The sequence below is a fragment of the Dialister pneumosintes genome, from assembly GCF_001717505.1.
In the GTDB taxonomy this organism is placed as follows: Bacteria; Bacillota; Negativicutes; order Veillonellales; family Dialisteraceae; genus Allisonella; species Allisonella pneumosinta.
This window is the reverse complement of sequence record NZ_CP017037.1, coordinates 542,945-557,707: the sequence shown is the minus strand read 5'-3', so window position 1 is coordinate 557,707 and position 14,763 is coordinate 542,945. Positions and strand designations below refer to the sequence as shown.

Genomic DNA, 14,763 nt, shown 5'->3' with positions numbered 1-14,763 from the left:
GGACTGATTGCCCTTTTATAGGATAATTGGTCCTGTTTTCTTTATAAGAAGGAGAGTTTTTATATGAAATGGAATATAAATGATGTGATACATGGTTTTAAAGTAAAAAAAATGGAATATATACATGAAGTGGTTTCTGATGCGTATGAATTGGAACATATACAATCTGGAGCTAAATTATTGTATTTAGATAATAGTGATGATAATAAAGTTTTTTATATTTGCTTTAGAACTACACCGGATAACTCAAAAGGAACTCCACATATTATGGAGCATTCTACGTTATGTGGATCCAGAAAATTTCCTCTTAAAGAACCTTTTGTAGAGCTTATTAAAGGTTCTTTAAATACATTTTTAAATGCGATGACTTGGCCGGATAAAACCATGTATCCCGTAGCAAGTAGAAACAATCAAGATTTTCATAATTTAATGGATGTTTATTTAGATGCTGTATTTTATCCTAATTGTATTAAAGATCCTAAAATTTTAATGCAAGAAGGATGGCATTATGAAATGGAGAATAAAGAAGGTCCATTAACTTACAATGGTGTTGTTTACAATGAAATGAAAGGAGCGTTATCTTCTCCGGAAGCATTATTGCAAAATGTGGCAATGGAGGCATTGTTTCCGGATGTTACTTATGCAGTGGAATCCGGTGGAGATCCTGAGGTTATTCCAAGTCTTTCTTTTAAAGAATTCACAGAATTTCATAGAAAATTTTATCACCCTTCAAATAGTTATTTATATCTTTATGGGGATATGGATATTGAATCCACTCTTCAATTTATAGATGAAGAATATTTATCATCTTTTAAAAAACAAGTGGTAGATACAGAAGTAAAAACACAAAGTACATTTTCAGTGCGAAAAGAATGTGTAGGGAAATTTGGAATTACTGATGAGGAAAATGAAACTAATAAATCTATTCACGCACTCTTTACTGCCTGTGATGACCATATGTCAACCGCCAATTTGTTAGCATTAAAAATACTTAATTATACATTAATTGACATGGAAGGAGCTCCCTTAAAGAAGGCTCTTATTGATGCAGGTATTTGTAATGATGTATCAGGTGCTTTAGAAACAAGTCTTAAACAACCTGTATGGACTATTGAGATTACAGGGTCTAATCCTGATGATAAAGAAAAATTCGCCAATATCGTTGATACGACTATAAGAAAATTAACGCTTGGCGGAATTGATAAAGAAATGCTTACTGCAGCATTGAATAGAGCCGAGTTTATTTTACGTGAAAGTGATTTTCAAGGAAAACCTAAAGGACTTTATTATGGAATTCATATCATGCAAATGTGGCTTTATGATAGAGAACCGTTGCAAGCGCTTCGATATGAAGAAAATTTAAAGATTCTTAGAAATGGCATTGATGAAGGATATTTTGAAGCTTTACTATTAAAGTATTTTGTACAAAATGAACATCAGGTGCTTGTGACTATGAATCCGGAGAAAGGATTGACAGAAAAGAAAAATTTTGCTATAGCAGAACAATTAGAAGATTTTAAACAAAGCCTCTCTGATGAGCAATTGAATCATATTATTGAAACAACTAAAGCGTTAAAAGTCAGACAAGCAAGTAGAGATACAGAAGAAGCTCTAAAGACAATACCTTTACTTTCCAGAACTGATTTGAATAAAAAAATAGAGATATTTACACAGACGGAAAGTGAAATATGTGGCATTACTCGTTTATCATATGATGATAATACATCTGGAATCACTTATTTAAATTTATTTTTTAATCTGAACAATTTAGACTCTTCTGAGGTTTCGTATGCATATTTATTGATGATGGTATTAGAATCTATGAATACTGTTAAGTATACATATGAAGATATAACACGTATATCCAATATGTATACGGGTGGGCTGAGTTTTACTGTATCCTGCTATGGTCATAAATCAAATAATGAAAAATATGTTCCTGTGGTGGTTGTTCGAGGAAAATCTCTTACAACTAATGTTGATAAAATGATGGAATTATTAGGTCAAATTCTTAATCATACTGATTATAGGGATACTAATAGATTAAAAGAACTTTTAATGGAAGAAAAAGCTGCATGGGATATGTCTTTATTTGAACGTGGGCATTCTTTAGTTATGCAACGTTTAATGTCTTATTATTCGAAAGTGGCTAAGTTTAAAGAACAAGGAAGTTTATCTTACTATTACTTTTTGAATGAATTGGTGGCTACATTTGATGAAAATTCTTCAATTATTATTGATAAATTAAAACAAGTAGCATCCAAGATTTTTGTAAAAAATAATCTTACTATACAAGAGGTTGGCGGTATAGAAGAAAGAGCTGCGGTTTCTAAACATATCCACTTATTAATAGATGATATGCTTGAAGGAGTACCTTGCAATAGTACTTATTTTGTTTTTGAAGATTCGGTTGTAAATGAAGGCTTTTTGTCATCAGGAAAAGTTCAATATGTAGCTAGAGGAGGAAATTTCCGTCAGCATGGATTTTCTTATACCGGTGTACTTCGTGTATTAGAAACTATTGTTAGATTTGATTATCTATGGAAGAATGTGCGAGTTCTAGGTGGAGCATATGGCGCGTTTACACAGTTTGCTACTAATGGTGATTCTTTCCTGTGCTCTTATAGAGATCCTAATTTATCAGAAACATTGAATGTTTATAAAAATATGCCTGAATACATTAAAAATTTTAATGTTTCTGAAAGAGAGATGACAAAATATGTAATTGGAACTATGGCATCTTCTGAAGTACAACTAACACCTCTTATGAAGGCAGAACGTGCAATGGTTATGCGTTATAGTGGAATGACAAATGAAGAACGACAACATATACGTGAAGAGATTATTAATTGTTCCGTTGAAGACATCCGAAATACGGCAGATCTTGTGAATTGTATTGTAAACGCTCCTTATTTCTGTGTGTTGGGGAGTGAAGAGAAAATTAAAGCTGAACATACATTATTTAATAAAGTTCGTTCTCTTAGGAAATAATGAAAATACGTACAAGATTTGCCCCAAGTCCTACCGGATATTTGCATATAGGGAATATATGGGTAGCCTTTCTTAATTGGTTATTTACTCGGCAAAATAGAGGCTCTATAATATTGAGGATTGAAGATATAGATGGAGAGCGTTCTAAATTAGAATATATAAAAGCATTAAAAGAAGATTTAGAATGGTTAGGTCTTGATTGGGATGAAGGCCCCGGTTTTACTTATTCATATGGAAGCACTATTCAATCTGAACGTTTAGGACTTTATAAATCTCTTATACATAAATGGGGGAATAATGGGGATGCGTATCCGTGTTATTGTACGCGTGCACGCATCCATAAAATTGCATCAGCACCACATCGTGGGGAGCAATTACCTATTTATGATGGATATTGTCGTAATACCTTAACAACTATAGATGAAAAACATAAAATTAAACCATCATGGCGCTTTAAAATAAAAGAAAAAGAAACCGTTTCTTTTTCGGATATATTCCATAAAAAACAATATTACAATCTTATGCCAAATCGTGATGATTTTGTTATTATGAGGACAGATGGAATGGTTGCTTATCAATTAGCTGTATCTTATGATGATGGTGCTATGGATATTACTCATGTATTTAGAGGAGAAGATTTATTATCCTCAACTTTTTATCAGATAAAGTTATTAAAAGAATTAGGATATCAACTTCCTGTTTATGGACATCTTCCATTGTTAGTAGATAAAGAAGGGATTCGATTATCTAAACGGCAAAAAGGAATTACTATTCGTTCACTTAGAAATAGTGGGATAACTGTAAACGATATTATTGGAAAATTATTGTTTTGGGCAGGAGCTATTTCTAAACCGGAAAAAATTTCACTACGTTATGCAAAAAATAATATTTCTTTTAATGAATGTCATAATCTTACAAAGAAAACCATAAGTATTTAAAAAAGAAGGATATCGTATGAAACGATATCCTTCTTTTTTATTGCCTAAAACATTACAAAATAATAAATTTTTCATTATTTTTTATAAAATAATAGTTTTTAGTGACAAAAGGTGGTGAATTATGGTAGAATGTGGGTAAATGTGGAGGGAGGGAAGAATTATGTTTATGAATGAATATAACCATACGATTGATGCTAAAGGTCGTATGATTCTTCCTGCTAAGTTTAGAGAAGGTTTAGGTAACCGATTTGTTCTTTCTCGGGGAATTGATCAATGTTTAACTATATATCCTTTAGAAAATTGGGAAAAATTGGCAAGTAGTCTTCAAAAACTCTCTTTCACAAAAAGTAGTGTACGTACATTGAGGCGCTTTCTTATTGGAAGTAGTACAGAAGTTGAATGTGATAAACAAGGGAGAGTACTTATTCCCTCACATCTTCGTGAATATGCAGGAATAAAAAAAGAAGCATTGGTAATTGGAACCGGTGCGACTATTGAAATTTGGAGTCCAGAAATTTTACAACTAACTAATAGCAAAGAAGAGTCTATTGGGGAATTGGCGGAATCTTTAGATGTACCTATGGATTTTGAAATATGAGGTAAATTGTGGCCTTTAAACATAAAACAGTACTACTTGATGAAATGATAAATAATATACTAACTAATCCGGAAGGTATATATGTTGACTGTACTCTTGGTGGTGGAGGACATTCTTGTGCTTTGGCACAAAGGTTAGCTGATACTGCTTTGCTTATTGGAATCGATCAAGATGAGCAGGCAATTAAAGCTGCAAGAGAACGATTAAAGTCTATTAAATGTAATTATTTAACTATACGAAATAATTTTTCATTTGTAGATGAGAATTTAGATAGCGTACATATTGATAAGGTGGATGGATTTATCTTTGATTTGGGAGTATCTTCACCACAACTTGATGATGGAAATAGAGGATTCTCTTATATGAATAATGGTGATCTGGACATGAGAATGGATCAAAGAAATACTTTAACTGCTTATGAAGTAGTTAATACTTATTCCTCGGAAATGTTAGAAAAAATTCTTTTTGAGTATGGAGAAGAACGTTGGGGGAAAAGAATTGTTCAGTTTATTTTAAAAGCTAGAAAAGAAAATCCGATTAAAACAACTAATGAATTGGTACATATCATAAAAGCGGCTATTCCACAAGCCGTTAGAAGAGAAGGCTCACATCCGGCAAAACGTACTTTTCAAGCTATAAGGATTGAAGTTAATAATGAATTAAAAATATTAGAACAAACTATGAAGGATTGTGTAAGAAGATTAAAGCCGGGTGGAAGATTAGGTGTTATTACTTTTCAATCTTTAGAAGATAGGATTATAAAAAATGTATTTAAATTGATGGAAACTGCGTGTGTGTGTCCACCTGAGTTTCCTGTTTGTATGTGTCATCATACAAAAGAAGTGAAACAGATTGTAAAAGCACAAAGACCGACAGAAATAGAAATAAAAGAAAATCCTAGAGCAAGAAGTGCTATCTTGCGTGTGGTTGAAAAAATATAACTGTATGTTGGGTGTAAATTGGAGGAAGTCTATGTCATCTCAAGAGTATTTGGTGGAATCGTATCAATCAATAGTTACTACTACTTCTGCTAGAAAACAAGTTCAAGTAAAAACCGGTGTATATGCTAAAAGCTTTAAAAAAGTATTGGAAATTATTATGTTTGCTGCAAGTATTGTCGGTACTATTTACTTTTTCAATGGCGCAATTATTCAAAAGGAATATCAAATGTCCAGTATCAGAGCGGAAGTAATGACTCTTGAGCGTGAAAATGAGAGTAGGCGTATGGAAGTGGCTAGATTGGAATCACCTTCTCGTATAGAAAATATTGCAGAAACTACTTTAGGGATGGTAGTTCCGGAAAGTGCTGTATATGGAAGTAGCGATAATTTGGCACATACCGGTATAGTAAGAGATTAATTAATAAGAAAGATCGCTTATCCGGGTAGGAATAAGGGAAATACAATAGCGACTCCGGAAGGAGTCGCTATTGTATTCATTATATATTTAATATATGATAAATAGTAATGCTTTTTGAAGATACGCAATAAAATTGAGGTGAGAAAGTGAAAACTCTGGAAAGATTAATTGCTTGCACAGAAGTAAAATCTATAATTGGAAATGTTAACAGTGAAGTTTCTGACATTACAGCAGATTCACGCGAAGTAAAAAAAGGAAGCCTTTTTATTTGTCTTGAAGGGGTTCATGTGGATGGACATGATTATGCTACTGTAGCAGCAGATAGAGGTGCTTCAGTTATTATTGCTTCTAAAGAAATAAATGTATCCGATTTAATAACTGTTGTTTATGTAGAAGATACCAGAAAAGCTATGGAAGATATAACTCCTTATTTTTTTGATTATCCTTCAAAAAAAATGAGGATGATAGCTGTAACAGGAACAAATGGAAAAACGACAACTACACATATCATTGCACATATTTTAAGACAACAGGGATATAAAGTGGGTGTTATAGGAACTCTTCATTGGCTTATTAATGAAGAAGCATATCCGATAAGAAATACAACACCTGATGTTATTACTTTGCAGAAGATTCTTTATAGGATGGAAAAAGCAGGGGTTACACATGTATCTATGGAAGTATCTTCGCATGCATTATCTTTAAACCGTATAGCAGGTTGTGAATTTGATACGGCTATATTTACTAATCTTACACAAGATCATCTTGATTACCATAAAACTATGGAAAGTTATGCAGAAACTAAAGCGAGATTATTTTCTTTGGTTTCTGCCGATAAACATAGCAAACCATTAAAATCCGGAATTATTAATATAGATGATTCTTATGCAACTATTATGAAAAGTTTTGTAAATAAGAAAACTTTTTGTCCGGTATTTACTTATGGGATTGAAAATGAGGCGGATTTACAAGCTATAAATATTAAATTTTCTAGACAGGCTTTATCATTTGATTTAAAGATGGATGATATTACTTACTCTGTACATACAAAGTTAGTAGGACGTTTTAATGTATATAATACACTGGCTGCGATTGGTGCTGCACTTTCGGAAGGCATACGTATTGATCAAATTATTTCAGCGTTATCGACCTTTACTACTGTCCCGGGACGATTTGAAATTGTAGATGAAGGACAACCATTTACTGTTATAGTTGATTATGCACATACACCCGATGGACTTGAAAATATTTTAAAAACAACAAGAGAATTTACAAAAGGACGCATAATTACTGTATTTGGGTGTGGTGGAGATCGAGATAGAAAAAAACGTCCGATTATGGGAGAAATAGCAGCATTATATAGTGATATTATAATTATTACGAGTGATAATCCTCGTTCAGAAGAGCCTGCCTTTATTATTAGTGAAATAGAAGACGGGGTACGTAAAGCTATTAATAATGGATATGTTTTCAGTTATGAAGTGCTAATTGATAGAAGAGATGCTATTAGTCATGCTATTCAAATAGGGAAATCAGGGGATACGATTCTTATTGCGGGTAAAGGGCATGAAACTTATCAAATTATTAAAGATAAAATTATTCATTTTGATGATAGAGAAGAAGCTCGGAATATAATTAGGAAGTGTAGATAATGGCAACATTTACGATTGAAGAATTAAATAAAGCATTAAATGGTGCTTTAATACAGAAAGGTGTAACTTCTTTATTTAGTGGGATTAGTACCGATACACGAACCATTAAGAAGGGTGATGTATTTATTGCTTTGCTCGGAGAAAATTTTGATGGACATGAGTTTATCGATAATGCTATTAATAAAGGCGCAGCGGGTATTATTATTAGCAATAAAAATTGTTTACATAAAGTACCGAAACAAATATCTATATTTTATGTAAACGATACTAAAGTTGCATTAGAAAATTGTGCCTATTTTCATAGAAACCGTTTTTTAATTCCTGTTATTGGAGTTACAGGTTCTAATGGAAAAACAACAACCAAAGATATGATTTTCACGATACTTAATCAAGTTTTTTCTGTTTGTAGTACTGTTAAAAATAATAATAATGAAATCGGAATGTGCCAGACTTTACTCTCTTTAAAGAAGAGCGATAATGTATGTATTGTGGAAATGGGAATGCGTGGAATCGGGCAAATAAAAGAATTATGCACATTTACTAAACCGACTATAGGTGTTGTTACGAATGTAGGGACATCGCATATAGGTATTTTAGGAAGTAAGAGAAACATAGCTAAAGCTAAAAGTGAATTAATAGAGTCGTTAGGAGAAACAGGGATTGCAGTTCTTAACCAAGATGATCCTTTAGTTATAGGTATGCAAGAAAACTTTAGAGGAAAAGTACTTACTTATGGAATTAAAAAAGGCGATGTTCATGCGGAAAATATTTCTTACGGTATAACAAGTACCAGTTTTGATTGTCATATTAAAGAACATGTATTTTCGATTGAATTGCCTGTGTTAGGGGTACACAATGTCTATAATGCACTAGCATCCATAGCTGTAGGGTATCTAATGGGTGTGGAAACTTCATATATCCAAAGGGCATTTCAACAGTATAAACCGGCAGAGCAAAGGCAGCATATTGTAAATATGTATGGAGTACAAATAATGGATGACTCTTATAATGCTAATCCGTTATCTATGGAAATGGCTTTTCAGGCATTAAAACAACTCAATGGAGTGCATCAAATTCTTGTTTTAGGTGATATGCTTGAACTTGGAGAAAAGGAGAAAACATATCATTATGAAACTGGTAAAAGAGCTGCTGAAATAGGAGTTGATACAGTTATAACTGTAGGGGAATTAGGTAAATTTATTGCCTTAGGAGCTAAAGAGCATGGATGCAAACAAGTAATTTCTTGTAACACTTTGGAAGAAGCAGCTCAAGTACTCGAATCTATTATGAAAAAAGGAGACACCGTATTATTAAAAGCATCACATTCTATGCATATGGAAAAAATATTACAACTATTAGGGGGAGACGGTAAATGATTTTTATGCCATACCTCTTATATATAATAATAGCTGTTATTACAACGATTATTTTAGGAGCTGTTGGAATTCCAATGGCAAAAAAATATAAAGCTCATCAATCTATTCGCGAAGAAGGACCTAAATCTCACCGTTGTAAATCAGGGACACCGACAATGGGTGGTTTGTTTATGGTATTAGCTGCAGTAATTGTTACTGTATTTAGTCAAGCACATTCTTGGGCAGTCATTTGTTTGTTAGTTCTTACTGTAGGATATTGCATTCTTGGATTTCTTGATGATTTTATTAAGGCGGAAAAGAAAAGAAATTTGGGATTAACTGCTAAACAGAAATTAATGGGGCAAATTATATTAGCAGTTATATTTTGTTATGGAACTTCTACCGCATTAAATCTTTCACATGCAATTCTTGTTCCGTTTACTTCTTGGGAATTGTCTATTGGATATTTATATTATCCTTTTGTTGTGATAGTTATAGTGGGAGCATCTAATGCTGTTAATCTAACTGATGGATTAGACGGATTAGCTGCAGGATGTTGTTTTATAACTTTTATGGCATATGCTCTATATAGCTTATGGGTAGGATTAACTGATGTAGCAGCATTTTCTTGTATTATGGCAGGATGTTGTGCAGGCTTTTTGTTTTATAATTATCATCCTGCTAAAATTTTTATGGGAGATACAGGTTCGCTTGCTTTAGGAGGCGCTATAGCAGGTATTTCTGTGGTAACACATTCGGAATTACTTTTAGTCTTTTTAGGAGTAATTTTTGTAGCAGAAGCATTATCTGTTATTTTACAAGTAGCATCTTTTCAATTATGGGGAAAAAGAATCTTTAAAATGAGTCCGCTTCATCATCATTTTGAGTTGTCCGGGTGGAGTGAAACACAAGTAGTATGGTTTTTTTGGTTTACTGAAATGTTGGCAGCAGCAGGAGTTTTATTATTAGTTTCTATATGTGAGATGATATAAAAGAAAATATAGTTTAAAAGAAATGTAGGTATTTTCTGAAATTAGGAGCCTTATAAATGAAAAATGTTTTAGTTTTAGGTGCAGGTATAAGTGGACTTGGTGCAGCACAAGTTTTAGCAAAAAGAGGATTTAATGTAGTTCTTTCTGATTTAGCAGATCGTATTGGCGATAAAAAAAAGAAACTCATTGAAGCCGGAGTTATCTTTTGTTTTGGGCCACAAAGTGATTTGTTATTAGAAGGTATGGATACAGTAGTACTTTCTCCTGCTGTGCCTTCAGAAAATCCTATTGTTAGAGGAGCAATTAAACGGGGAATTTCTGTAATCAGCGAAGTGGAGTTAGGGTATTTAATAACTAAAGCACCTATATTAGGCATTACGGGTACCAATGGAAAAACAACAACTACTACATTGTTAGGAAAAATGATTAAGGAAGAGTCTATTCCTTGTGCAGTAGCAGGTAATATAGGTGTTTCTTTAAGTGTAGAAGTTGAAAATGTACCACAAACAGGCTTGATTGCTGCTGAGTTATCCAGTTTCCAACTTGAATTTATTGATACTTTTAAACCTAAAGCTGCTGTGATTTTAAACATTACTCCTGATCATATGGAAAGGCATCATACAATGGATGCATATGTTGCTGCTAAATCTAGAATTTTTGAAAACATGGATAAAGAAAGTTATTTACTTTTAAATGAGCAAGATCCATATACCCCTAAATTGTTGGAAGAAGCTGAAAAGCATACTTCAGTATATTTGTTAAATGTTTCTACAGAGGTAGACAGAGGAGCTTGCATTGTTAATAATAAATTGGTTCTAAAAGTTAATAAACAACAAATAATAATTTGTGATATTTCGGAATTGCAAATTAAAGGAGCACAAAATCATGAGGATTGTTTAGCAGCTGCTTTTCTTGCGTATATTGGAGGTGTTTCTATAGAATCCATTCGTAAAGTACTACTCTCGTTTAAAGGATTGGCACATCGAGTCGAATTCGTAAGAACTTTACATGGAGTGAGTTATTTTAATGATTCAAAAGCAACGAATGTAGATGCTGCGTTAAAAGGAATGAGTTCTTTTAATAAACCACTTATATTGATTGTTGGTGGGCATGATAAAGGAACTCCTTTACATGATTTTATGGAATATGTAAAAATACATGCAAAGTATATAATATTAATTGGAGAATCTTCAGAACGTTTTTATGAAGAAGCTAAGCGTGCTGGAATTCATACTATTGAGAAAGCAGTTAATATGGAAGAAGCAATAAAAAAAGCACAGAACATAGCAACTATCGGTGATGTGGTAATGCTTTCTCCTGCTTGTTCAAGCTTTGATATGTATTCTTGTTACGAAGAGCGAGGAGATATTTTTAAAGATATCGTTAATCATTTAAATTAATATGGATAACTGGCTATGAAAAAAATTATTTTATCAGGCGGTGGAACAGGGGGGCATATTTATCCTGCTGTTACTATTGCAAAAGCATTACAGGAAAAAGAACCTGTAGAAATATTATTTGTAGGAACACCTAATGGGATGGAATCAATGATTATTCCTCGAGAAGGATATTCGTTTGTTTCTATGCCTATGTCCGGACTGAAACGAAAATTTACTTTTCAAAATATTTCGATTTTATTTAAAACATTTGGTAGTCTTTGGAAAGCAAGAACTATTTTAAAAAATTTTAAACCGGATGTGGTTATTGGTACCGGTGGTTATGTTTGCGGTCCCATTTTACTAATGGCGGCTTTAGCTCATATTCCTACTATTATCCAGGAACAAAATGTAATTCCCGGATTCACTAACAAGATTCTTAGTTATTTTGTTGACAGAATAGCATTGGGATATAAGGAAGCACAAAACTACTTTCCTATAAAGAATAAATGTGTATATACAGGGAACCCTATTCGTAGTGATATTATAAAAATTAGTAAAAAAGAAGCAAGAATAAAGCTTGGAATACCGGAAAATTTTTTTATGATATTAGTAGCCGGAGGAAGTAGAGGCGCACATAATATTAATAAAGCTATGATAGGAGTTCATAAATATTTTGCAAATAAAACAGATATTTATATTTATCATATAACCGGTACGAAAGAATTTACCTATGTACAAGATACATTACAAAAAAATATGCCTGATAAAAAAGAGATTAATAACTCACAAATTGTAGACTATCAACAGGATATGCCAACTGCAATAGCAGCTGCTGATGTTATTATTTATCGTGCAGGTGCTATTGGACTTGCTGAAATAGCAGCTAAAAATTTACCGGCGATCTTAATACCATACCCTTATGCAGCAGAAGATCATCAAACATTTAATGCACAAGTTTTTGTTGATGCAGGTGCAGCAACGATGGTTTTGGATAAAGAATTAACAGCAGAGTCTTTAATTTCCAATATTGAAGAACTTTATAATGATATGGGGAAAAGAAAACGTATGTCTGATTCTGCAAATAAATTAAAAATGGTAGATGCAGGTGCCCATATTGCAAGCATGGCACTAAAAATGGCCGATGAAAAAAGGAGATAAACTGTTTTATGCATTTAGATACATATCAAAAGTTTCATTTTATAGGAATAGGTGGTATGGGCATGCGTGCCTTAGCCAATATTTTGATTCATATGGGAGTAAATGTTTCCGGTTCAGATGTAGTAGATTCTACTATTTTACATAAATTTAGAGAACAAGGAGCTACTATTTATCTAGGGCATAAAGCAGAAAATATAGAGAATGCAGATGTTGTTGTTATTTCTTCAGCGATTTCACCAGAGAATCCTGAATTGCAAGAAGCAAAAAATCGAAATATTCCTATATTTCATCGATCAGATGTATTAGCAGCTATGTTTATGTGGGGGAAAGGAATTGCTGTTGCCGGTGCTCACGGAAAATCAACAACCTCTGCTATGGTGGGACAAATATTTAAGTATGCAAATGTAGATCCAACTATTGTTTTAGGAGGAGCTACTGATTATTTAAAAGGAAACTCTTGCTATGGTAAAGGAGAATACGTTATTGCAGAGGCCGATGAAAGTGATGGAACTTTTCTTAAATTTTCACCATTTCTGTCTATAATTACAAATATTGAAGATGACCATTTAGATTATTATGGAACTTTTGAAAATATAAAAAAAGCATTTATAGAATTTATTGAACGTATTTCAGATGAAAATGGCGTAGCAGTTGTTTGTATTGATAATGCAGGTATACGTAGTATTTTATCTCAAGTAAAAAAGAAAGTTATTACCTATGGATTTAATATAGAGGCAGATTATCAAGCTGTTAATAAGAGATACGAGAAAAATCTTTTATTGTTTGATGTTTTACATAAAGGACATATTTTGGGTACGATACAATTACACTTACCTGGAGAGCATAATGTTCTTAATGCATTAGCTGCTATAGTTACTGCACTTTATTGTGGAATATCTTTTGAATCTATTCAAGAAGCTCTTTCTTTATTTTGTGGGGTGCATCGTCGGTTTGAGACTAAAGCATTTCATCATGGAATTTGGATTGTAGATGATTATGCACACCATCCCACAGAGATAGAAGCTACATTAAAAGCAGCAAAAGAAATTAGTGGATATAGAGTTATTTGTGCATTTCAACCACATCGTTATTCTCGGACTAAACTTTTATGTGATGAATTTGCAGTTGCGTTTGATATGGCGGATATTCTTTATTTTACGGATATTTATGCTGCAAGTGAAAAGCCATTATCCGGAGTAGATGGGAAATTAATTCCTCTATTAGTACAAAAAAACAATTTATCAAAAGAGGTACATTATGTTTGTACTTTAGAAAATTTGGTTGAAAGTTTATATCATATAGCAAGGCCGGGTGATATGATAATTACTATGGGGGCCGGGAATATTTATACGGTAGGACAAAAATTAGCTCAATTATTAGATGAAGAAGGAATATATAATGATAACTAAAAATAATGTCGTGGGAGTATTAATGGGTGGAGTTTCTGGTGAAGCTGCCATATCTCGAGCTACAGGTACAGCAATTACTGAAGCTTTAAATGGTTTAGGATATCATGCAATAGCTATTGAATATAATCCACGTAATGTTATAAGCCAACTTAAAGAGAATAATGTAGAAGTGGTTTTTATCGCTTTACACGGAAAATATGGGGAAGATGGAACCATTCAAAGTGTTTTAGAGCTGGAAGGGATTCCCTATACAGGCTCCGGTGTTTCTTCCAGTGCCATTACTATGGATAAAATTTTTTCAAGTCGTTTATTCAAACAAGCTGGTATACGTATGGCAAATTCTCTTCCTGTATATTTTTCTGATGGAATTGAAAATGTAGCCAGCTCCATTAATTCTTATTTTAATAAGTTTCCTGTAGTATTGAAACCGGCTTGTGAAGGTTCTACTATCGGAATAGAAATTGTTCATACTAACGAAGAGCTTATTCCGGCTTTAGAGCGAGCGTTTGCTGTAGAAAAACGACTACTTGCAGAAGCTTATTTAGATGGGGATGAATTTACTATTCCTGTTTTTAATGGGAAAGCTTTTCCCATTATTAAAATTTGCCCTTATTCCGGAACTTATGATTTTCACTCTAAATATACAAAAGGAGCTACTGAATATTTAGTTCCTGCACCTATTAGTGATACTTTAGCTAAAGAAATGGAAGAAATGGCTGTAAAGGGGTATAAAGCTGCAGAATGTAGTGGAGTAGTTCGTTTTGATATACGTACATCGGCAGATGGAACCCCCTATATGTTAGAAGCAAATTCTATTCCAGGAATGACATCTACTAGCTTAGTACCTAAATCTGCAGCTGTATTAGGTATAGATTTTCCTCAATTATGTGAAAAAATTCTTCTTGGAGCTACTATAAGAAAGGTATAAGGGT

At 32.9% G+C, this 14,763-nt stretch carries 12 protein-coding genes; all 12 read left to right on the top strand.

Translation table 11 applies throughout. The features are described 5' to 3' along the window. The first annotated feature begins 63 nt into the window (after nt 1–63). The 12 genes from BCB69_RS02785 (at nt 64) to BCB69_RS02730 (ending at nt 14,759) form a co-directional block, all read left to right on the top strand. The gene (locus tag BCB69_RS02785) at nt 64–2,991 is read left to right on the top strand and encodes an insulinase family protein (RefSeq protein ID WP_069176955.1); all 2,928 of its coding nucleotides are present in this window, start codon (nt 64–66) and stop codon (nt 2,989–2,991) included. Next, nucleotides 2,991–3,929 (top strand): glutamate--tRNA ligase, encoded by a 939-nt coding sequence (locus tag BCB69_RS02780; RefSeq protein ID WP_022514108.1) that lies wholly within the window; start codon nt 2,991–2,993, stop codon nt 3,927–3,929. The genes BCB69_RS02785 and BCB69_RS02780 overlap by 1 nt, the downstream gene beginning before the upstream one ends. Nucleotides 3,930–4,089: 160 nt before the next feature. After that, on the top strand, nt 4,090–4,527 hold the full coding sequence (mraZ, locus tag BCB69_RS02775) for a division/cell wall cluster transcriptional repressor MraZ (RefSeq protein ID WP_022514107.1): 438 nt from the start codon (nt 4,090–4,092) through the stop codon (nt 4,525–4,527). A gap of 8 nt (nt 4,528–4,535) precedes the next feature. Beyond that, nucleotides 4,536–5,468 (top strand): 16S rRNA (cytosine(1402)-N(4))-methyltransferase RsmH, encoded by a 933-nt coding sequence (rsmH, locus tag BCB69_RS02770; protein WP_022514106.1) that lies wholly within the window; start codon nt 4,536–4,538, stop codon nt 5,466–5,468. 31 nt (nt 5,469–5,499) lie between these two features. Continuing rightward, nucleotides 5,500–5,886 (top strand): FtsB/FtsL family cell division protein, encoded by a 387-nt coding sequence (locus tag BCB69_RS02765; RefSeq protein WP_022514105.1) that lies wholly within the window; start codon nt 5,500–5,502, stop codon nt 5,884–5,886. Between the two features lie 146 nt (nt 5,887–6,032). Further along, nucleotides 6,033–7,538, top strand: coding sequence for a UDP-N-acetylmuramoyl-L-alanyl-D-glutamate--2,6-diaminopimelate ligase (locus BCB69_RS02760; RefSeq protein ID WP_069176954.1), 1,506 nt, complete (start codon nt 6,033–6,035; stop codon nt 7,536–7,538). Next, on the top strand, nt 7,538–8,914 hold the full coding sequence (locus BCB69_RS02755) for a UDP-N-acetylmuramoyl-tripeptide--D-alanyl-D-alanine ligase (protein ID WP_022514103.1): 1,377 nt from the start codon (nt 7,538–7,540) through the stop codon (nt 8,912–8,914). Before BCB69_RS02760 ends, BCB69_RS02755 begins: the two co-directional genes overlap by 1 nt. Beyond that, nucleotides 8,911–9,885, top strand: a complete 975-nt coding sequence (gene mraY, locus BCB69_RS02750) for a phospho-N-acetylmuramoyl-pentapeptide-transferase (RefSeq protein WP_022514102.1) — start codon at nt 8,911–8,913, stop codon at nt 9,883–9,885. Before BCB69_RS02755 ends, mraY begins: the two co-directional genes overlap by 4 nt. Nucleotides 9,886–9,941: 56 nt before the next feature. Continuing rightward, nucleotides 9,942–11,285 carry a UDP-N-acetylmuramoyl-L-alanine--D-glutamate ligase gene (gene murD, locus BCB69_RS02745; protein WP_069176953.1) on the top strand — a complete coding sequence of 448 codons (1,344 nt, stop codon included), beginning with the start codon at nt 9,942–9,944 and terminating at the stop codon, nt 11,283–11,285. Between the two features lie 15 nt (nt 11,286–11,300). Beyond that, nucleotides 11,301–12,422, top strand: coding sequence for an undecaprenyldiphospho-muramoylpentapeptide beta-N-acetylglucosaminyltransferase (gene murG / locus BCB69_RS02740; protein WP_069176952.1), 1,122 nt, complete (start codon nt 11,301–11,303; stop codon nt 12,420–12,422). An 8-nt stretch (nt 12,423–12,430) separates the two neighbouring features. Continuing rightward, entirely contained in the window at nt 12,431–13,831 is a 1,401-nt protein-coding gene (gene murC / locus BCB69_RS02735; RefSeq protein ID WP_069176951.1) for a UDP-N-acetylmuramate--L-alanine ligase, read from the top strand. Then, nucleotides 13,821–14,759 carry a D-alanine--D-alanine ligase gene (locus BCB69_RS02730; RefSeq protein ID WP_069176950.1) on the top strand — a complete coding sequence of 313 codons (939 nt, stop codon included), beginning with the start codon at nt 13,821–13,823 and terminating at the stop codon, nt 14,757–14,759. The genes murC and BCB69_RS02730 overlap by 11 nt, the downstream gene beginning before the upstream one ends. The last annotated feature ends 4 nt before the right edge of the window (nt 14,760–14,763 follow it).